We start from the raw sequence: 19,872 nt of genomic DNA, 5'->3' as shown, positions 1-19,872 counted from the left end.
TTTGACCATGAACAGTCTGAAAGTTTTGAGCGCCGCCGCAGCGCTGGCGCTCGTTTTACCCATGACCTCCCCGAGCTTCGCACAGGGGCCCGGCGGCGGCGGCCGTGGGGGCGGTGGTGGTGCCCACATCGGCGGCGGTGGTGGCGGCGCTCACATCGGCGGTGGCGGCGGCGGCGCTCATTTCGGTGGTGGCGGTGGCGCGCGCATGGGCGGCGGCGGCTTCAGTGGCGGCGGAGCACGGATGGGCGGCGGCCCCGCGTTCCACGGAGGTGGCGGCAACTTCGCGGCCGGCCCAGCGGTACGTCCGAGCGGCGGCACGTCCTTCACCGGTGGCGTCAGCCGCAACTTTGCAGGCGGCACCTGGCAAGGCCGCAGCGGCAACTGGAACGGCGGTGGCTGGCATCACCATCATCGTCGCGGCGGATTCTGGCCCGGCTTCGCGGCGGGGGCAGCGATCGGCGGCCTCGGCTCGTACGCCTATTACGGCGGCAGCTATTACGATGATCCCTACTACTATGGCAGCTACTATGATGAGCCGACAGTGGCGGTGGTCCCCGATGGCGGCGGCGATGCAGCCTATTGCGCGCAGCGCTACAGATCCTATGACCCCGCTTCGGGCACCTATCTCGGTTATGACGGCCAGCGGCATCCCTGCCCGTAAGGCGGCCTGAACGATCGATGCGACACCTCGCAAGGGCGGCGCCGGTGATGGCCGGCGCCGCCCTTCGAGCGCGATGGTGACGCGCGGACTTATCCAAGAGCTTGGAAAAAGCAGCGACGATGTCTTGAACGGCCTCTTGCCGTTCGGATTCGTCGTGCCTTGCCCCTTCGAGTTTGATTCAACCTCATCGAATCTGCTCGCAACTCGCGTGTCGCGCGCTGTCGCCCGTGCGCAGACGGCCTGAGCGGGCTCAGCCCCGTGGAACCCGCTTCATCCTATGCACCGCACCGTGCATATCTACCCTGATCCAATCCAAAATTGACCCGGTGCGCGATTCACCTGTATCACCGTCGTGGGGACTTCGATTGCTGGGAAGTGTCATGCCGCGTGTTCTCGTGGTTGATGACGATCCGATGGTCGGCGCGACCATCGAGGTCCTCCTCCAACGTCAGGGCTTCGACGTCACGCTGGCCGACGGTGGCGAAACAGGACTGGCTGCGCTGGAAGCGCAGGCCTTTGAGGTGATGCTGGTTGACATCTTCATGCCGCATATGCGCGGCTTCGAGTCCATCCGCATCTTCCATGAGCGCGCGCCGGCTACTCCGCTGATCGCGATGTCCGGCTACGCCTTCGCCTCATCCGCCTCGCCCTCTCCCGATTTCCTCCGCATGGCGCTGGAGCTCGGCGCAACGCGCTGCCTGCGCAAGCCGTTCACGCCCGAAGCGTTGCTGACCACGATCCGGGAATGCCTCACGGGCGAGAGCGCGCAGCCGAAGGACAAGAAAGAAGTCCCTTGATTCCAACGCAGCGCGTCATTCTCGGTGCTGGACTTGCCATCCTCCTGATCATCACCGCAGCCTCGATCGCCCTCGACGTCAAGTCGCGGTCCGACGCGGCGTGGATCAATCATACCGTCCAGGTGCAGAAGAAGATCTCCGATCTGCGCGTGCTGCTGCGCCGCTCCGAGAGTGCCGCGCGCGGCTTTGAACTGTACCGCAGTTCGGCCTTCAGCAGCGAATTCGAATCCGTCCACGCCCAGATCGCGCCGGCCCTCGCCGACCTCAAGCGCGGCGTGCGCGACAACCCCGATCAGGTCGCGCTCCTCGAGGGCACCGAGCCGCTGGCGCTGCGCCGGGTCGAGATCGCCGCGACCGCGATGCGCCTGCGCGCCGCGAACGACGAGGCCGGCATTGCCGCGCTCAACGGCAAGGCCGAGGGCCGCGGCCTTATGGACACGGTGATGGGCAATCTCGACCATCTGAGCGCGGAGGAAGAACGCCTGCTCGCAGCGCGCTCCCAGGATTCGCGTCGCACCGGCGTCGTGCTGCTCGGCATCGACGTCGCCGGCGCCGTGCTGATCCTGTTGCTGGTCGCGCTGGTGATGCGCGAGAGCCAGCGCGCGACGGTGCAGCTCCAGAGCACGCTGACCGAGACCACGGCCGCCAAGGAGGCACTTGCCGCGGCGGTGGCCGAACGCACGGAGCACCTGGTCACCGCGCATGACGAGCTGCGCCTGTCGGTCAACGTGCTGCAAAGTACGTTTCACAGCATGGCGGAGGCGGTGCTGGTCATCGACGCCGACGGCAATGTCCTGCTGTCCAATCCGGCCGCGGAGCGCATGCTGTTGCATCGCACCGGCATGAACCTGCGCAATCTGCGCGCGCTGTCGGACGTGTTTCAGGGCGACGGCGTCACGCCGATGAAGGCCGACGAGCTGCCCTCGGTGCGCGTGCTGCGCGGCGAGAAGTTTGAGAATCTGGAGATGATCGTCCGCCCGCACAGCGGCAATCCTCCCCGCCACCTCATGATCAGCGGCCGGCCGATGCTGGACGGACAAGGCAACATCTCCGGCGCGGTGCTGGTCTATCACGACGCGACCATGTCGCGCGAGACTGAGCGACAGCTGTACCAGTCGCAGAAGCTGGATGCGATCGGCAAGCTGACCGGCGGCGTCGCGCACGACTTCAACAACATGCTGACCGTGATCTCCGGCAACACCGAGACGCTGGTAGCGAGCCTGAAACAGCAGCCCGAGCTCCAGCGCGCGGCGCGGCTGATCGACGATGCCGCCGAGCGTTGCGCCGAGCTGATCCAGCATCTGCTCGCCTTTGCGCGCCGGCAGCCGCTGCAGCCGCGCAACGTCGAGATCAACGCTGCGATCGCGGACATCGCAAAACTCCTGCGCCCCACCCTCGGCGAGCAGATCCAGATCGAGACCGTGCTGGAACCGGGGCCGATGACCGCCCACATCGATCCGTCCCGGCTCACCAATGCCGTGCTCAACATGGCGATCAACGCGCGCGACGCCATGCCGAACGGCGGCAAGCTGCTGCTGGAGACTCACCGCGCCGTGCTGGACGAGGCCTATGCGCAGGCCAATGCCGACGTTGTGGCCGGTCCCTACGTCATGCTCGCCGTCAGCGACACCGGCACCGGCATGTCCGTGGAGACTCAGCAAAAGGCGTTCGAGCCCTTCTTCACCACCAAGGAGGTCGGCAAGGGAAGCGGCCTCGGCCTCTCCATGGTCTACGGCTTCGTCAAGCAGTCCGGCGGTCACATCAAGATCTACAGCGAAGAAGGCCACGGCACCACGATCAAGCTCTATCTGCCGCCGGGCGAAGGCACGACGGATGTCGCCGCTGCCCTCGCGCCGCAGGCCGAAGGCGGCGCCGAGACCATCTTCGTCGTCGAAGACGACAATCTCGTGCGCAACTTCGTCACCGCACAGCTCCAGAGCCTGGGCTACAGGACGGTGGCCGCGCCCGACGGCAAGGCCGCGCTCGAATTGATCGACGCCGGCGAGCCGTTTGATCTGCTGTTCACCGACGTCGTCATCCCCGGCGGCATGAGCGGGCGCGACCTCGCCGAAGAGGTGGCCAAGCGCCGGCCCGGCGTGAAGGTGCTCTACACCTCCGGCTACACCGACAACGCCATCGTCCACCACGGCAAGCTCGACGATGGCGTGATGTTGCTGACAAAGCCCTACCGCCGCAACCAGCTCGCGGAGATGATCAGGAAGGCGCTGGGCGGGGTGAGCTAACATCGTAGGATGGGTAGAGCGCAGCGAAACCCATCGTCTCGCCGCGCGGCCAGAATTGATGGGTTTCGCTGCGCTCTACCCATCCTACGGACGACACGTTGCCACGCTCACCGCGTCGCCAGCACCACGGCCGCGAGCGTAAAGACCAGCGCCGCGATCTGCCCCGGGCCCAGCGGCTCATGCAGCGCGATCGCGGAGGCGACGACGCCGATCACGGGCACCGCCATGGTGCCGATCGCAGCGACGGAGGCCGGCAGGCGGGCCAATGCTGCGAACCAGCTGACATAGGCGATGCAGAACTGCACCACCGTCGAATAGACCAGCAGCCACCAGCCGAGCGGCGTCACGTTTGACAGATGCGTGGTCTCGACTAAGAGGCCGATGATCGAGATCGGCAGGCAGCCGATCCCGATCTGCCAGGCCGCGGCTGTGATCGGCGGCAGATGGATCGGGTACCGCTTCGAGAATACCGTGCCGATGGCAAAGCCGAGCGCGCCGCACAGCGCCATGATGATTCCGGGCGCTTTCTCGACGCTGGCGGTGACGCCGTTGCCGCCCATGATCGAGGCGAGCCCGACAAAGGCCATCACCAGCCCCAGCGTGCGGAGCAGCGTCGGCCGCTCGCCCAGCACCGGCCAGGCGATGATCGAGGCCCAGACCGGCATCGTGTAGGCGATCAGCGCCGCCTCGCTCGCCGGCAGCCAGAGCAGCGCCAGGCCCATCAGCACCATCCAGCCGGTGACGTTGAGGACGGCAGCGGTGATGAGGCGCGGCCAGATGCCCGGCTCCACCTTGAGGCTCTGCCGGCGCATGACCGCCAGGCCTGCGAGCAGCAGCGCGCCCAGCACCCCGGTGACGCCACGGAGCGTCAGCGGCGGCAGCTCGGAGAGCAGGAATTTCGTCACCGGCCAATTGAAGCCCCAGCCGATCGAGGTGATGGCGAGGAACATCAGGCCGGCCGGGGCGATGCGCGGTCGCGCATCCCGGCGGGTCGAATCAAGCATGAGGGCAGTCCGGCAAAATCGAGCGCCAGCTTGGCGCGGATTCGCGGCCCAAACCACCACCGCGGCGGACATGCCTGCCCTCGGCTTCCGTAGGGCTACGTGAGTCCTGCTGACGCAACCCCATTGCCCAAAAATATACCTGCCCTGTGAACAGCGGGATGAAGCATCCGCATCACCACGGGATGCAAATTTTTTCGGTTGGGAATCCCTGAGGACTCACTGATACTTGGCTCCACAACAGGCGCGGGCTTACCCCCTGTTATCCCCCGCAATCCACCATATTTAGTATTTGATTCAGGAACTCGCACTAGTTCTTGACGGGCGCAACGGAGAGTCCTAGCTTTCGGTCCGTTCGGCGCGAGTGAGTTTGCGTCCCGCCGGCACTCCCCCAAAGGGTCTCGCAAATCGACACTCCGCCCGCCAGCCAAAGGCAGCGGATGAGGGCTTGTCTGCCCTCGGATAGCGGACTTTTCGGGCGCCAGAACGGGCCGGCAACAGGCTCGCATGGCAATTGTTGAAGTGACTGTGGGGCGTTGAACGCATGTCGGGCCCATCCCCTTGGGGGCGGATGTGTCTGGACATGCCGGCGGATGATCGATGCACGCATCGAAGAATCGCGTCGGGAGAACAAGGGCCGGGTCCACCGGCTGAACTGCGATGCCCAAGGCCGAACGGCCAAAAGGACTCGCGAAACGAAATGTCGACCCGGCACGCCTTCAACGAGGGGCGGGACCGGTCAAAGAAAAGGACGGGGCAAGACCATGCGGATTGAGCGGCGCCACACCACCCAGGGACAGTCACCTTACGCGGGAATCGATTTCCGCCTGACCACGTCGGAGATTCGCAATCCCGACGGCTCGGTCGTGTTCAAAATGGACGGCGTCGAGGTCCCGACCGAGTGGTCGCAGGTTGCCTCCGACGTGCTCGCCCAGAAATATTTCCGCAAAGCGGGCGTTGCCGCGCGCCTGAAGAAGGTCGAGGAGGAATCCGTCCCCTCCTTCCTGTGGCGCTCCGTGCCCGACACTGACGCCCTCGCCGCGCTGCCCGAGAAGGAGCGCTATGTCAGCGAACTCAGCGCAAAGCAGGTGTTCGACCGCCTCGCCGGCTGCTGGACCTATTGGGGCTGGAAGGGCGGCTACTTCACCTCGGACGAAGACGCCCAGGCCTTCTACGACGAGCTCCGCTACATGCTCGCCATGCAGATGGTCGCGCCGAACTCGCCGCAATGGTTCAACACCGGCCTGCACTGGGCCTACGGCATCGACGGTCCCGGCCAGGGCCATTATTACGTCGACCCCTTCACCGGCAAGCTGACCAAGTCCAAGTCGGCCTACGAGCATCCGCAGCCGCACGCCTGCTTCATCCAGGGCGTCGGTGACGATCTCGTCAACGAGGGCGGCATCATGGACCTCTGGGTCCGCGAAGCCCGCCTGTTCAAATACGGCTCCGGCACCGGCTCCAACTTCTCGCGCCTGCGCGGCGAAGGCGAAAAGCTTTCCGGCGGCGGCCGCTCGAGCGGCCTGATGAGCTTCCTCAAGATCGGCGACCGCGCCGCCGGCGCGATCAAGTCGGGCGGCACCACGCGCCGCGCCGCCAAGATGGTCGTCGTCGACGTCGATCACCCCGACATCGAGACCTATATCGACTGGAAGGTGAAGGAGGAGCAGAAGGTCGCCGCCCTCGTCACGGGATCCAAGATCAACCAGAAGCACCTCAAGCTGGTGCTGAAGGCCTGCGTCAACTGCGAAGGCTCGGGCGACGATTGCTTCGACCCCGAGAAGAACCCTGCCCTGCGCCGCGAGATCAAGCTCGCGCGCCGCAGCCTCGTGCCCGACAATTACATCAAGCGCGTCATCCAGTTCGCCAAGCAGGGCTACAAGGATATCCAGTTCGAGACCTACGACACCGACTGGGATAGCGAAGCCTACCTCACCGTCTCCGGGCAAAACTCCAACAACTCGGTCTCGCTGAAGGACGACTTCCTGCGCGCCGTGGAAACCGACGGCGACTGGAATCTCAACGCCCGCACCTCCAAGAAGGTGACGAAGACGCTGAAGGCGCGCGATCTCTGGGAAAAGATCGGCTACGCCGCCTGGGCGTCGGCCGACCCGGGCCTGCACTTCAACACCACCATGAACGACTGGCACACCTGCAAGGCGTCCGGTGACATCCGCGCCTCCAATCCGTGCTCGGAATACATGTTCCTGGACGACACGGCGTGCAACCTGGCGTCCGCAAACCTGCTGACGTTCTACAACACCGAGACCAAGCGCTTCGACGTCGAGGGCTACGAGCACCTCTGCCAGCTCTGGACCATCGTGCTCGAAATCTCGGTGATGATGGCGCAGTTCCCGTCGAAGGCGATCGCCGAGCTCTCCTACGAGTTCCGCACGCTCGGCCTCGGCTACGCCAATATCGGCGGCCTCTTGATGACCATGGGCCTGCCCTATGACAGCAAGGAAGGCCGCGCGCTCTGCGGCGCGCTGACCGCCGTGATGACCGGCATCACCTACAAGACCTCGGCGGAGATCGCCGCCGAGCTCGGCACCTTCCCCGGCTACAAGAAGAACGCCCAGCACATGCTGCGCGTGATCCGCAACCACCGCCGCGCCGCCCACGGCGAAGCGTCCGGCTACGAGGCGCTCAGCGTCAACCCGGTGCCGATGGACCTCGTCTCCTGCCCGCAAGCTGACCTCGTCAGCCACGCGCAGGCGGCCTGGGATGCGGCGCTCGAGCTCGGCGAGAAGCACGGCTATCGCAACGCCCAGACCACGGTGATCGCGCCGACCGGCACGATCGGCCTTGTCATGGATTGCGACACCACCGGCATCGAGCCCGACTTCGCGCTGGTGAAGTTCAAGAAGCTCGCCGGCGGCGGCTACTTCAAGATCATCAACCGCGCGGTCCCCGCAGCGCTGCGCGCGCTCGGCTATCGCGAGAGCGAGATCGCGGAGATCGAAGCCTACGCCGTCGGCCACGGCTCGCTCTCCAACGCGCCCGGCATCAACGCCTCGACCCTCAGGGCCAAGGGCTTCACCGATGAAGCCATCGCCAAGGTCGAGAAGGCGCTGCCGACCGCCTTCGACATCAAGTTCGCCTTCAACAAGTGGACCTTTGGCGAAGACTTCATCCGCGATCAGCTCGGCATCGGTGCCGAAGCCATTGCGGCTCCGGGCTTCGACCTGCTCCAGGCCGTCGGCTTCACCAAGCGCGAGATCGAGGCGGCCAACGTCCACATCTGCGGCGCGATGACGGTGGAAGGTGCCCCGCACCTCAAGGCCGAGCACTATCCGGTGTTCGACTGCGCTAACCCTTGCGGCAAGATCGGCAAGCGCTATCTGTCGGTCGAGAGCCACATCCGCATGATGGCGGCGGCGCAGCCCTTCATCTCGGGTGCGATCTCCAAGACCATCAACATGCCGAACGACGCCACGGTGGAGGACTGCAAGTCCGCCTACATGCTGTCGTGGAAGCTCGCATTGAAAGCCAACGCGCTCTATCGCGATGGCTCCAAGCTCTCCCAGCCGCTCAACTCTCAGCTCATCAGCGATGACGAGGACGAGGACGACGCGGTCGAGTCACTCTACGAGAAGCCGATGGCGGCGCGTGCCGCCCAGGTCTCGGAGAAGATCGTCGAGAAGCTGGTCGAGCGCATCATCGTGATGCGCGAGCGCGAGAAGATGCCTGACCGACGCAAGGGCTACACCCAGAAGGCGGTCGTCGGCGGCCACAAGGTGTACTTGCGCACCGGCGAATATGACGACGGCCGTCTCGGCGAGATCTTCATCGACATGCACAAGGAAGGCGCGGCGCTCCGCTCCTTCATCAACAACTTCGCCATCGCGGTGTCGCTGGGCCTGCAATACGGCGTGCCGCTGGACGAATATGTCGACGCCTTCACCTTCACCCGCTTCGAGCCGGCGGGTCCCGTGCAGGGCAACGACAGCATCAAGTACGCGACCTCGATCCTCGACTACGTCTTCCGCGAGCTCGCGGTGAGCTACATGTCGCGCTTCGACCTCGCCCATGTCGATCCGACCGAGTCGAACTTCGACGCGCTCGGCAAGGGCGTCGAGGAAGGCAAGGAGCCGGACGGCGACGCGGGCCACCACGCCTCCAAGCTGGTGTCGCGCGGCCTCACCCGCTCGCGGACCGACAACCTCGTCGTGATGCGCGGCGGCAGCGCCGCGGTCACCCAAGGCAACGACAGCGCGCCCTCCGGCGGCAGCAAGGTCACGGCCCTGGCGCACGGTGCGTCAGCCCGCGTCAGCGATGCCCTCGAAGGCGCCGTTGCCCTGAAGCAGGAAGTCCAGCACGACCTCTCGCCGACGGAAAAGCTGGAGCAGCTCCAGTGGAGCAAGGCCGGCAGCGCCGCAACGGTCGCCGTCCCCAGCAAGGCCGAGCGCCGCGCCGAGGCGAAGGCCAAGGGCTACGAGGGCGAGATGTGCTCGGAGTGCGGCAACTTCACGCTGGTGCGGAATGGGACCTGCATGAAGTGCGATACTTGCGGCAGCACGACGGGGTGTAGCTAAGCCCATTGACCGGACCGAACACTCCAACTGTATCGCCGAGGCCGCTCGTATTTGAGCGGCCTCTTGCGTTGTGCGACGAAAGCAAGGCTGAGCAATTCATTACGGGAGGAATACTATGGCTCCCGCCTAACGCGCGCGAAGAGGCTCGGAACGCGCTATTCCGACTGAAAGATGCTCGCGATGTCCCAACGGATGCAAAGATTCATTGCCGCATCCTGTTTAGCGGCGATGCGCGTCGCCGCTCGCCATTCCTGCATTTTTCGCCGGCAGACGTTCACACCTTCGTGGAAGAATGCGTGAACTTGATGCTTACGTTTGTCTTTTGGATATGGCTGACATTTGTGCCGACGCAACTGCGCAAGCAATTCTCGCCGCTCATGGCAAGCTTAACAAGAAGGCCGCGCGATTTTTGGATCTAGTGAAAGGCATGAATATCCGGACGTCGGAGTTTTGTTATCAGCAAAGAAGCGTCGGCCCATTGGAACGAAGCGGCACCTTATCGTCGGGCGAACAGGAGAAGAAGTCATGAAGTTTAGACTTCTCTATGAAGGTCCAATCGCACCACGACAGCGAGCAAGCCTTTCCGACATTCACGCGATCCGGCTAGCTCTAGCTCCCCAACTTCGCGAGCTTTGGCGGCACTCTCCTTTGCGAACCGAAGCAGAGAAGATGCTGCAGGAAGAATACGACATCCCTACAAGCAAGATCGGCATCCTTGAAACGCGCGGCACAACAGTCTTTGCACCCCTTGTTTCGAACCGCCTGGATCTTCTCTGCGAGCTTGAGATCACGTTCTTGCGACGGCAAGCACCAGGTCAACTGATCGGCGATGGTGGGGACATTGATAACCGCATCAAGACTTTCCTTGACGCCTTAGCAATGCCGCCGCCTTCACAACAGAGGCATTTCGAAAACGCAAGTTCGAGTGATCCCATTCATTGCTTGCTCCGAGACGACTCTCTAGTCACCAAACTATCGGTTGAAACCGATCGCCTTTTGAGACCCGTCGAAGGAGAACACGATTTGGTGGCAATTATCGGCACCAAGGTTACTGCGAGCCGTCTGACGTTCACAAACATGGGTCTCGTCAACTAGCTCGTAGGATGGGTAGAGCCCTTGCGAAACCCATCATTCCGCGACGGCTATTGATGGGTTTCGCTTCGCTCTACCCATCCTACGAGCTCTATCGCCGTAGTCGCAGATTGGCTCCCACTTCGATGCTCGTCGATACCCTGCCGCCAAAATTGCCTTTGTGGCTGCGTCCTTCCCTCCTAAACTCCAGACCTCACCGGCATGGGTTCCGACGGACCCGGTAGAAGCGGAGTCGAGTTATGCCCAAACCGGAAAGCTTCCCGATCGAGAAGATCTTCGTTCCCACGAAGCAGAAGAAAGCCATCAAGCCCGAGAGCGTCGCGGAGATCGCGGAAAGTATTCTGGACATCGGACAACAGGCTCCCATTTCCATTCGGCTGGACGGAGACCGCCTCGTTCTGGTCGAGGGACTGCATCGGCTCGAAGCGTGCAAGGCGCTCGGCGAGACGACCATTCTCGGTGTCCTGGTCCCGGCCGAGCTTGCTCAACACAAGCCGCAGCTCGCCGAGCGACCCGAAGTCGAGGCAGAGCGCATCAAGATGGCGCGATTGAAACAGCTGCGCCTGGAGAAGGAAGCCGCAGAGGCATCGACGGCTGCCTTGAAGGGCGCTGGCGCAACGGAAGCGTCGCGCGCCCGTCCGGCGAAAGGCGTGCGCGACAATGCGAAGGCGTCAGCGGGCCGGACTGTGAAATCGGCGCCGAAAACATTGTCGGACTGGATCACGCAGCAAAAGGGCAGCGGCGGCCGCTATTGATTGCCGGCGCGTTGCCAAAGAAGCAGCTCGTAGGATGGGTAGAGCCCTTGCGAAACCCATCATTCCGCGACGGCTATTGATGGGTTTCGCTTCGCTCTACCCATCCTACGAGCTACTCGGTTGATGCGACTGCTGGAGCTGCCGCGATCGCAAGGATCAAGGCCCGGTAGCCGCAGTGCCCAGACCGCGGCTACCTCTCCTCATCCATCAACCCGCTCGTCTCACGCCGCCTTCGCCTGCTCCGGCGATGCCGTCTCCATCGCGCGCATGTAGAGGTCGAGGAGGCTTTCGCGCTCGTCGCGCTCGTTCTTGTCTTCCTTGCGCAGCTTGATGATCTCCTTGAGGATTTTCACGTCGAAGCCGTCGCCCTTGGCTTCCGCGAAAACTTCCTTCTTCTGTTCGCTCAACTCCTGCATTTCGCTGTCGAGGTTCTCGATCCGCTCGACGAAGGAACGGATCTTGCCGCCGGGAATGGTGATGTCGGACATGGTGCCTCCTCGCTGACTGAGGTCGCGAAAATGACCGCAAAGAAATGACCAATGTGTTAACCTCGCCGCTCGCGCATTGCCCTGTGGAAAACGCCGAGGGAGCCGTTCCATGGCCGAGCTTCGCTTCGATGACGGTGCCGCCTATGAGCAGATGATGGGCGTCTGGAGCCGTTCGGTCGGCGAAGTCTTTCTCGACTGGCTGAAGCCGGCACGGGGGCTGCGCTGGATCGATGTCGGCTGCGGCAGCGGCGCCTTCACCGAGCTCATCGTTGCGCGCTGCGCCCCCAGCGACGTGCTGGGCATCGATCCCTCGGACGGACAGCTCGCCTTTGCCCGCGCGCGTCCCGGTGCGCGCGGCGCTGTGTTTCAGACTGGCGATGCCATGGCACTGCCATTTCCAGCGGCAAGTTTCGATGTCGCGGTGATGGCATTGGTTCTCGTGTTCGTGCCGGATGCAGCGAAAAGTGTCGCGGAATTGGCGCGGGTCGTTCGTCCCTGCGGCCTCGTTGCGACCTACATGTGGGACATGCTGGACGGCGGATTTCCGCTCGATCCGATCCTCAACGAGATGCGCGCGATGGGACTGACGCCGACGCGACCGCCGCATATGGAAGTCTCCACCCTTGCGGCACTCGAGGATTTCTGGAGCGCGGCCGGGCTGCTAGAGATCGAGACCCGCGAGATCACGGTGCAGCGGACGTTTGCCGATTTCGACGAGTTCTGGAACGTGGAGACCAAGGCCCCCTCCACCGCGCCCGTGATCGCGGTCATGCCGGCGGCCGATGTGGCCGCGCTCATGCGGCGCGTGCGGGCGCGTCTTCCCGCTGATGCGGACGGCCGCATCACCTACAGCGCCCGCGCGCACGCGATCAGCGGACGCAAGCCGGGCTGAGGATGTGGCGAAGATCTCGTAGGATGGGTAGAGCCCTTGCGAAACCCATCATTCCGCGACGACTATTGATGGGTTTCGCTTCGCTCTACCCATCCTACGACTGTCACCGTAACTCTACGCGCTGTTGTATCCGTCAGCACCCGAAGCTCAGTACCCTGACTTGCTCGAGCCGGTGGTTGACTTCGTGCTCGCGCCGGTGGTTTGGCCTGGAGCGTAATTCGACGCGCCGGGGCCGGCCTTCTTCGAGGCCTTCGCGTGGTGCATCTTGTGTCCAGGAGCGTAGCCGGAAGCGCCCGGCTGGCCTTTCTTGGAACCTGTTTGCTGCATCTCCTGACCTGGCGCCTTGCTCGATACGCCCTGAGCAAACACGGCCGGTGCTGTCGCCACGACAACAGCAGCAGAGAGCGCGATGATCGTTGTTTTCATGATGTCCTCCTCCCAAAAGCTCCCGCACTTGCAACGAATGGACGCAACGCCCGTTCCTCTGAATGCAAGGGTGAGCCAACGGTCGGCCCGGAGGATGAGGCTAGAGCGGCACGTCCACCGTTGCTCGGCGAGCGAAGGCGAAAGCGATACCCATCGATTGCTGCGGCGAAAGTGAAGGGTTTCGCAAAGGCCCAACCCATCCGGCCTCGCTTGATGGTGCGGAACTTATTCGACCTCCATGGCTTTGAAATGCACTGCCTCCGTTACGGATGGGCAGTGACAAGTTGAGAGGCGAAAATGTTCCTGACGGGACTTGGCGCGCTGCTCATCTTCGGCGGACTCCTGTACATGCTGCGCGCCACGATTTGGCGGGGCCCCCTTAGCGGTCGGGCTTCATCTCGACAGGTTCGCGGCACGCTGGAACCGCCTCGCCGGGGCCTGGGATTCCTTGGGATCGCATCGAACTGGCCGGGAATAGTTCTGATGGCCGCCGGCGTCGTGCTGATGGCGTCGGGCGCGAGCTTTTAAGCCCTGAATTACGCCAGTGCTGTCACCGCAACGAGGGCGACGATTGAACAGCGTAGCCCGGATGGAGCGAAGCGAAATCCGGGGTTTTGCCCCAAGCTGCGCTGGTCCCCAATTGCGCGGAGCCTGTCATCGGGCGGCGCTTCGCGCCGACCCGGTGGCTCCATCCGGGCTACAGGCAGCGCCCTCCGCCCTGCTACCGGTCCGCCATAATTTTACCTCTGCACATGCGTTGTGTCTGATAGCGGCGAGACCTATCCTTCCTGATCGGACTGCCTCCCATTGACGCCCGACCGGATGGAGAGCGCATCGGTGCCTGACACGAACGACCCCAAACCTGATACCAGCAAGCCCGATGCCCCCAAGCCGGAGGAGACGCGCGCCGAGGGCGGGTTGGCGCGGGCCTACGACCGGATCAAGAGCGCGGAGCAAGACCTGGCGCGGTTGGACCGACTGGTTTCCGGAATGGAACGCGATAGCGAGGGACAGCGGGCCTCACGCACAAGCGCCACCCCGACGGCAGCCGCCACTCCGGGAGACGGGCCGCCGAAGCCGGATGCCAAGGTTCCGAGCCCCAACGTTCCCAATACCGGGGTTCGCGATCCAGGCCTGAGGAACGATCCGGCCATGATGCGCGCCTTGGTCATTCTCGTGCTGGCGATCGGCCTGCTCGGTGCCGCTGTCGCTTCGCAATATCGCGATGAGGCCCAATCGATCGGCCAGTCGATCATGGCGCGATGGGCTCCGCCAGCCGCGAGCACGCCCCCGCAGGCGTCCGCGGTGGAAAACCAGGTGCAGCCGCCGGTCGTACTGCTGGCTGCGGCGGATGAGGCGAGCCCGTTGCCCGCGCCGCCAGTGCCCAAGGAAGCGGACAGCGCGCCGAATTCCGGTGCCATGGCGCCTGAGAAGTCGTCATCCGAGTTGGCGCAATCGCTCAAGGCCATCACCAGCGAGCTTGCGAACATCAACGACAAGCTCGAGCAACTGAAGAGCCGCAACGAGCAGACCCTGCGCGAGCAGGCCGACACCATTCGACAGCTCAAGGGGGCGCAGGAGAAGGATGCGGCGGACAATTCGCGCCTTGCCGCCCAGGTCCAGGCGCTGCAAACGCAACTGAGCGCGTCATCGGCGTCATCCGCCTCCGCAGCCGCCAAGCCCGTCGTGCGCAGCGTGGTGAACAACGATGCGGCTACGCGTGCCCGGGCGCACGTACCAGACGCCACGCCCCGGCGGCCCAGGCCGCCCCCGCGAGGCCGCTGGATGCCGCCGCCCTATATGGCGGACCCTTATTACGGCGATCCGGATTGGTGAGTTCGCAAGGCGCGGACTTGTTTCTCGCACGCGCGAGCGGATGACGGCGGTTAGCAAACGAGCGTAGCCGGACGAGCGACGTGTCCGCCGTCGCTCGAAGAGCGAAGGCGGAAGCGACATCCGGGGGGAATGCTTCGGCAGCAAAGCCCCTCAGATATCGCTCCGCTCATCCGGGCTATCAACCCAGCTACGCTCTACGCTCGCTCACCGTATCTCGCTCATCGTCACGTTGGCCGCGATCCCTGTCAGCTCGGGCTCTTGCGGCGCAAGCTCCTCATCGGAAGATGGGCCAACCGAGACTTCAGCCATTCTGCGTTTGACCTGTTCGCAGGTCTTGCGCACATCTTCGGTGAACAGCGCGCATTCTTCGATGCGCTTGAAGATCTTCCGTCCCTCTTCACGATACCCCGCCGCCGTTTCTCGCATGAAGGCGATCGCATCATGAACCTGGGCCGTCAGCGCCTCGCATTTTTGCGCCGCGTCAATCAACTCGGTCCCCATGGCCTCGATCTCTTTTGCAGCGGACTCATAGTCGCGAACGACCGCTTCTGCGCTGAGCGCACCGACGCGCGACACGCCCGCAGTGTGCTCGACATAATCAGGCAGATTAAATGAAGTAATGGAGCTCCCCGACCGGATCGACGTGATGTCCGCTTCAAGTTGGACCAAATTCACTCCGTCCCGTCTGTGCAATTGTTCGACACTTGCCATGACTGATCCTCCGATACGCGCCCAGAACCCCAAACAGCATTGGGTTTATTACGGGGATAAGTGTCGATCTACCTCGATGTATTCTTGACAGTCTCCACTTTGCCATTTTTTCCTAATCGCCAACTCCGCACGCAGAGATAACGAGCCATCGAACTTCAACTTGTCCGCGCACCGGTGGAGGACCTCACCACCAATACGGCCAGCGCCATCCTTCATAGCGCACGTATGACGGCACCAACGGCGGGCCGTAGGGATCGACCCGGTCATCCTCCGGGCGATAACGATAGCGTGGAACGATGTTATAATCCCACGGCGTCGGTCTCAGCACGGGTGCAGTTACGATGAGCCGCTCTTGCGGTGCGCGAACGACTACGGCTTTCCGCGTGCGGGCTTCGGCGCCTGATGTTGCCAGGCTGCACAGCACGAGGGCGGTTCCGAGTGCACAGGCGACGGTCATTTTTGTCATGCTTTGGTCTCCTTCGCGCGAAGAGTGCAAAAGGACGCGAGGCAAGGCAAGCGAATTTCGCGCGACTTTGCGGGGATGACCGCTAACGGCTTTGGTTGCCTCTCCATCGTCATTGCGAGAGCAGCGAAGCAATCCACAAATGTTTTCCGCGGCGGCAGCCTGGATTGCTTCGCTGCGCTCGCAATGACGGAGAGAGCGTAGCCCGGATGGAGCGCAGCGAAATCCGGGACCAGTGTGCCTTGTAACATCCCGGATTGCGCTTCGCTCCATCCGGGCTACGAAGGCTGCGAAACCTAAGCCGCATCGACGTCCTCTGGCACAGGCCCCGCAACGAGCCCGTCGAGACCGACCATCAGCAAATCGGCGATGTGCATCAGCTGGTACAGCGGAATGTCCGCCTCGCCCTTCTCGGCCAGTGCCACGAAGGCCGGCGTGACACCGATGCGCTCGGCGAGCTGGCCTTGCGTGTAGCCGCGGCTCTCGCGCGCGGCTTTGACGCGTGCGCCGATCCCGAGCCGGTGCCGGGCCTGCTCGTCCGCGGTCATCATGGCGGCCTGCTCGTCCACGCTCGCATAGCCGTCCACGAACGCGCTGCCGATCAGCCTCTCCTTGCGCCAGGCGACGCGGCAGCCCTTGCGCAGGCCGCTTGTGAAGATCAGCGTGAACTCTTCGGCAACCCATGCCGAGCTGTTGAGAGCCAGGCGCGCGCCGCTGCCGGAGACATCGCGGATCGTGCAGGGCACGCTGACGATGCTGCCGCTGCCGTTGTCGAACTCGACGATGCCGGTGCGCAGCGTGTGATGCCTGACGGCGGCGCGATGATCGCTCATGACAGCTCCCAAAAGCTTGCGGCGGCGTCGAACCGCGTGGCCGGCGCAGCCGCAATCGAGGCGAGACTATCGCAGAATTTTTTCCGCAACTCCTAAGCTTGCAGCGGTTTGGTCGCGACCGGACGCCATGGTAAAGGAATCCCTCCCGAGCGGCGCGTTGCGCCTTCCTGCTTGCCGATCACTCCCGCGCGCGGCGGAGGGCCTGCTCCAGCTTCATCCGCTGCTTGTCCCAGCGGGCCTGCTCGGCCTCGGCCCGTTCGTCGAGCGCGGCGCGCTCGGCTTCGATCTCCTCCGCCTTGGCGTCGTGCTGCCGCCTTGCCTTGTCCAGCGCCGCCTCGGCGGCGGCGACCGCCTTGTCCCGGCGTGCACGCACCTTGGCGCGGGCGGCCTCCTCCTTGCGGCGCTCGGCTTCGCGCCGCCGCTCCTCCTTCTCGAACGCAGCGGCAGCCTTGCGCGCGGCCTGACCGTCGGTCTTGCGGGATGATGTCTTTGCGGTCTTGGCCGGACGCTGCTTCGGTGTCGGCTTGTTTTTGGGTTTGCGTTTGGGCTTGGCGTCGTCATCGGCAAGATCGGTGGGCAGTTCGGCGCTCTCCGTGAAGGCGCCGTCGGATCCGACGGGCCGCCTGAGCACGATGCCCGGCTTCGCCATGGTTGCCGCGACGATGTCAGGGTCGTCAGTCTCCTTCGCCGCGCCCTGATGAAACAGGTTGGAGCTGGCGCCCCAGGCCTCAAGCGCGGCCTTCATCGAGGGCGCGGCGATCGCCTGGTCGTAGAAGCCCAGCGATGTCTGGTAGGTCTTCAGTTTCTTTGGCATGTCGCGCCGTTAGCGTAGATCGTAGCCCGGATGAGCGAAGCGATATCCGGGACTCATCCCGAAGTATATCCCGGATGTAGCTTCGCTCATCCGGGCTACCAACTACGAATTTTCCACCAGCGCATCATACCCCTGCTCGCTGAACGCCAGCAGACAAAACCCGTGCCCGAATGGATCGGCCAGCATCGCGATCCGGCCATACGGTGCATCGCACGCCGGCACTTCCAGGATCGCGCCGGCGCGCAGCGCACGTTCGACGGCAGCATCGACATCATCGACGACGACGTCGATATGCACGGGCGTCCAGTGCCGCTCGTAGCGGCGGCGATCGCTGCCGGCGCCGACCGTGCCGGCCTGCCTGGTCAGGAGATAGACCGGCGCGGGCCAGCCGAGCAGCTCGACGAAATCGGTGCCGAAGCGGCGGCCGATCGTGAGGCCGAAGGCTTCGGTGTAGAAGCTCGTAGCTTGCGCGACGTCGGGGACGTCGATGTTGAGAAGGAAGGTCATGCCGGCCTCGCGGCGGAGTTGCGCGGCGAACGTAGCCCGGATGGAGCGCAGGCGTAATCCGGGATGATGCCGCACGCTCGGCGAGATCTCGCTGACTCCATGCGGGCTACGCAGGACTCTCCTCCTTATCGGACAAGCGCCAGCATGACATCATGCCGGTGCTTTGCCCGACGGGTCAATCAATATTCGGTGTTACCGAAATGTCGAACGTTATCAAAGATGTGCCTACTGTGCATGGGGTTGTTTTCCAGATTCGATATCCGGCGGGCTGACTTGCCTCTCAGGCCGATTCACCGTGATCCTCGTTCTGTTTCGGTGATATCGCACCGGCAGGCGATGACGGCGCGCGCCGTCGGCAGCTTTCCCTTGCTTTCCTGTTCCCCGTCCTTACGGTCGCGCCGCCAACCAAGCGTCGAGACGAGAAAAGAATTAGACGAGACTTGCCATGACCGACACGATGAAGTGCCCCGCCTGCAACTCCGAGCACGCCTATCAGGATCGCGGTCTCTGGGTCTGCCCGGAATGCGGCCATGAATGGAGCGGTACGGCGGAGGCGGCCGCGGATGCGTCGCAGGACGCCGGCGTGCGCGATGCCAACGGCAACGTGCTCGCTGACGGCGACAGCGTCATCGTGATCAAGGATCTCAAGATCAAGGGCTCCTCCTCGGTCGTGAAAGGCGGCACCAAGGTGCGCAACATCCGCCTCCAGGACGCCAGCGACGGACACAACATCGCCTGCAAGATCGACGGCATTGGCGCGATGAACTTGAAGTCGGAGTTCGTGAAGAAGGCGTAGCTCGCGCTAGCTTTGCCGCTGCGCCAGATAAAACCCGCACAGCACCGTCGCGAGGCCCGCGGTCTGCAAGAGCGTCGGCGGCTCGCCGAGCAGCAGCCAGCCGGTGAGCAGCGTCAGCGCGGGCACGCAAGCCGGAAACACCGCGGCGCGGGCAACGCCAAGGCGCTGGACCGAGACGGCGAACAGATAGAGCGCCGCGGGGCCGGCGAGCACGCCCTGCGCCAGCGCCTGGATGGCGTTCTCGGTGATGCCGATCGCCGCAACATGGGCGAGGCCGACGGTCGCGACGTAGACCGGCAGCAGCAGCAGCGACAGCACGTTGATGACCAGCGCGGCCGAGACGGCGGAGACGCGCCAGTGCCGCAGAGCTGCGCCGAAGCCGGCGAACATCAATCCCGTCAGCACGAAGATCAGATCGCCCAGCACGCCGTCGGCACCGATATGGCCGATCGATTCCGCGCCGATCACGCCGAGACCGCCGACGATGACGATCGCGCCGGCAAGGCGCGAGACGGAGATATGTTCCTTCAACACGACCGCCGCGAGCAGCAGGCCGCCGAGCGTCGCGCAGGAGGGCTGGATCACGCTGCCATGGCCGAGCGGAACGAACAGGAAGCCGGTGTAGGAGATCAGCGACATCACGGGGCCGCCGAGCACCATCAGCACGAGGCCCCTGCTCCAGCCGATGCCGCAGAGATCGCCGATGCCGGCGCGCAGCACCAGCGGCAGGAACGCGATTCCCGACCAGACATAGCGATGCACCAGCAGATCGACGGGCGTGAAGCCGACCTTGAGCCCATGCCGCGTGCCGGCAAAGCCGAGCGCCCAGAACAGCGCCGCGGCAAGGCCGCAGACCACGCCGAGCAGTGCCGGCGCCGAATCGTTGTTCCGAGAAAGAGCGTCAGCGCCGCTCGTCCGCTGATCCATGGGATCAAGCCTTATGTCAGCGCGCCCATCGGCTCAACCCACGCGGCTGCAGAGCTGGCACGCGGCGCGTTCGCGTAGCCGGATGGAGCGCAGCG

20 protein-coding genes are annotated in these 19,872 nt (G+C 64.0%); 11 read left to right on the top strand and 9 right to left on the bottom strand.

Annotation, left to right across the window (positions count from 1 at the left end; genetic code table 11):
* The first annotated feature begins 7 nt into the window (after positions 1-7).
* The 3 genes from IVB26_RS19670 (at position 8) to IVB26_RS19660 (ending at position 3,701) form a co-directional block, all read left to right on the top strand.
* Complete coding sequence (locus IVB26_RS19670; protein ID WP_247967008.1) at positions 8-661, top strand: BA14K family protein; 654 nt, start codon at positions 8-10, stop codon at positions 659-661.
* A 380-nt stretch (positions 662-1,041) separates the two neighbouring features.
* On the top strand, positions 1,042-1,458 hold the full coding sequence (locus IVB26_RS19665) for a response regulator (protein ID WP_246932572.1): 417 nt from the start codon (positions 1,042-1,044) through the stop codon (positions 1,456-1,458).
* Positions 1,455-3,701, top strand: a complete 2,247-nt coding sequence (locus tag IVB26_RS19660; RefSeq protein WP_247967007.1) for a CHASE3 domain-containing protein — start codon at positions 1,455-1,457, stop codon at positions 3,699-3,701. The genes IVB26_RS19665 and IVB26_RS19660 overlap by 4 nt, the downstream gene beginning before the upstream one ends.
* Positions 3,702-3,808: 107 nt before the next feature.
* Here IVB26_RS19660 and IVB26_RS19655 read toward each other — a convergent pair whose 3' ends face one another.
* Positions 3,809-4,705, bottom strand: a complete 897-nt coding sequence (locus IVB26_RS19655; RefSeq protein WP_247967006.1) for a DMT family transporter — start codon at positions 4,703-4,705, stop codon at positions 3,809-3,811.
* A 761-nt stretch (positions 4,706-5,466) separates the two neighbouring features.
* Here IVB26_RS19655 and IVB26_RS19650 point away from each other — a divergent pair.
* The 4 genes from IVB26_RS19650 to IVB26_RS19635 all read left to right on the top strand — a co-directional run bounded on the left by IVB26_RS19650 (position 5,467) and on the right by IVB26_RS19635 (position 11,084).
* The gene (locus tag IVB26_RS19650; protein WP_247967005.1) at positions 5,467-9,237 is read left to right on the top strand and encodes a vitamin B12-dependent ribonucleotide reductase; all 3,771 of its coding nucleotides are present in this window, start codon (positions 5,467-5,469) and stop codon (positions 9,235-9,237) included.
* Positions 9,238-9,529: 292 nt separating this feature from the next.
* Complete coding sequence (locus IVB26_RS19645; protein WP_247967004.1) at positions 9,530-9,766, top strand: hypothetical protein; 237 nt, start codon at positions 9,530-9,532, stop codon at positions 9,764-9,766.
* Positions 9,763-10,332: a hypothetical protein gene (locus tag IVB26_RS19640; protein ID WP_247967003.1), complete on the top strand. Its 570-nt coding sequence runs from the start codon at positions 9,763-9,765 to the stop codon at positions 10,330-10,332. The genes IVB26_RS19645 and IVB26_RS19640 overlap by 4 nt, the downstream gene beginning before the upstream one ends.
* Positions 10,333-10,568: 236 nt before the next feature.
* Positions 10,569-11,084 (top strand): ParB N-terminal domain-containing protein, encoded by a 516-nt coding sequence (locus IVB26_RS19635; protein WP_247967002.1) that lies wholly within the window; start codon positions 10,569-10,571, stop codon positions 11,082-11,084.
* Positions 11,085-11,305: 221 nt separating this feature from the next.
* On the opposite strand, the gene IVB26_RS19630 is transcribed toward IVB26_RS19635, so the two are convergent.
* A complete protein-coding gene (locus IVB26_RS19630) occupies positions 11,306-11,572 on the bottom strand; it encodes a DUF2312 domain-containing protein (protein WP_246927820.1) in 267 nt (88 codons plus the stop codon).
* Between the two features lie 109 nt (positions 11,573-11,681).
* Between IVB26_RS19630 and IVB26_RS19625 the strand changes: the two genes are divergently transcribed.
* On the top strand, positions 11,682-12,464 hold the full coding sequence (locus tag IVB26_RS19625; protein ID WP_247967001.1) for a class I SAM-dependent methyltransferase: 783 nt from the start codon (positions 11,682-11,684) through the stop codon (positions 12,462-12,464).
* Between the two features lie 147 nt (positions 12,465-12,611).
* Here the strand turns inward: IVB26_RS19625 and IVB26_RS19620 are convergent, their stop codons facing one another.
* Positions 12,612-12,890 (bottom strand): hypothetical protein, encoded by a 279-nt coding sequence (locus IVB26_RS19620; RefSeq protein ID WP_247967000.1) that lies wholly within the window; start codon positions 12,888-12,890, stop codon positions 12,612-12,614.
* A 297-nt stretch (positions 12,891-13,187) separates the two neighbouring features.
* Between IVB26_RS19620 and IVB26_RS19615 the strand changes: the two genes are divergently transcribed.
* Positions 13,188-13,418 (top strand): hypothetical protein, encoded by a 231-nt coding sequence (locus tag IVB26_RS19615; protein ID WP_247966999.1) that lies wholly within the window; start codon positions 13,188-13,190, stop codon positions 13,416-13,418.
* A gap of 294 nt (positions 13,419-13,712) precedes the next feature.
* Positions 13,713-14,726, top strand: coding sequence for a hypothetical protein (locus tag IVB26_RS19610; RefSeq protein WP_247973221.1), 1,014 nt, complete (start codon positions 13,713-13,715; stop codon positions 14,724-14,726).
* Between the two features lie 204 nt (positions 14,727-14,930).
* Here IVB26_RS19610 and IVB26_RS19605 read toward each other — a convergent pair whose 3' ends face one another.
* The 5 genes from IVB26_RS19605 to IVB26_RS19585 form a co-directional block, all read right to left on the bottom strand.
* A complete protein-coding gene (locus IVB26_RS19605; RefSeq protein ID WP_247966998.1) occupies positions 14,931-15,437 on the bottom strand; it encodes a hypothetical protein in 507 nt (168 codons plus the stop codon).
* 184 nt (positions 15,438-15,621) lie between these two features.
* Positions 15,622-15,903, bottom strand: a complete 282-nt coding sequence (locus IVB26_RS19600; protein ID WP_246927806.1) for a hypothetical protein — start codon at positions 15,901-15,903, stop codon at positions 15,622-15,624.
* 293 nt (positions 15,904-16,196) lie between these two features.
* Complete coding sequence (locus IVB26_RS19595) at positions 16,197-16,733, bottom strand: helix-turn-helix domain-containing protein (RefSeq protein ID WP_247966997.1); 537 nt, start codon at positions 16,731-16,733, stop codon at positions 16,197-16,199.
* A 178-nt stretch (positions 16,734-16,911) separates the two neighbouring features.
* Entirely contained in the window at positions 16,912-17,547 is a 636-nt protein-coding gene (locus IVB26_RS19590; protein WP_247966996.1) for a cell envelope biogenesis protein TolA, read from the bottom strand.
* Positions 17,548-17,649: 102 nt separating this feature from the next.
* On the bottom strand, positions 17,650-18,054 hold the full coding sequence (locus IVB26_RS19585; RefSeq protein ID WP_247966995.1) for a VOC family protein: 405 nt from the start codon (positions 18,052-18,054) through the stop codon (positions 17,650-17,652).
* A gap of 445 nt (positions 18,055-18,499) precedes the next feature.
* Here IVB26_RS19585 and IVB26_RS19580 point away from each other — a divergent pair, with 445 nt between their 5' ends.
* Positions 18,500-18,850, top strand: coding sequence for a zinc ribbon domain-containing protein YjdM (locus IVB26_RS19580; protein WP_247966994.1), 351 nt, complete (start codon positions 18,500-18,502; stop codon positions 18,848-18,850).
* Positions 18,851-18,856: 6 nt separating this feature from the next.
* On the opposite strand, the gene IVB26_RS19575 is transcribed toward IVB26_RS19580, so the two are convergent.
* Positions 18,857-19,777 carry a DMT family transporter gene (locus IVB26_RS19575; protein WP_247966993.1) on the bottom strand — a complete coding sequence of 307 codons (921 nt, stop codon included), beginning with the start codon at positions 19,775-19,777 and terminating at the stop codon, positions 18,857-18,859.
* Positions 19,778-19,872 lie beyond the last annotated feature (95 nt).

Source organism: Bradyrhizobium sp. 195, from assembly GCF_023101665.1.
Lineage (GTDB): Bacteria > Pseudomonadota > Alphaproteobacteria > Rhizobiales > Xanthobacteraceae > Bradyrhizobium.
The sequence above is the reverse complement of the archived record's forward strand: the minus strand, read 5'-3'. Positions and strand labels throughout refer to the sequence as shown.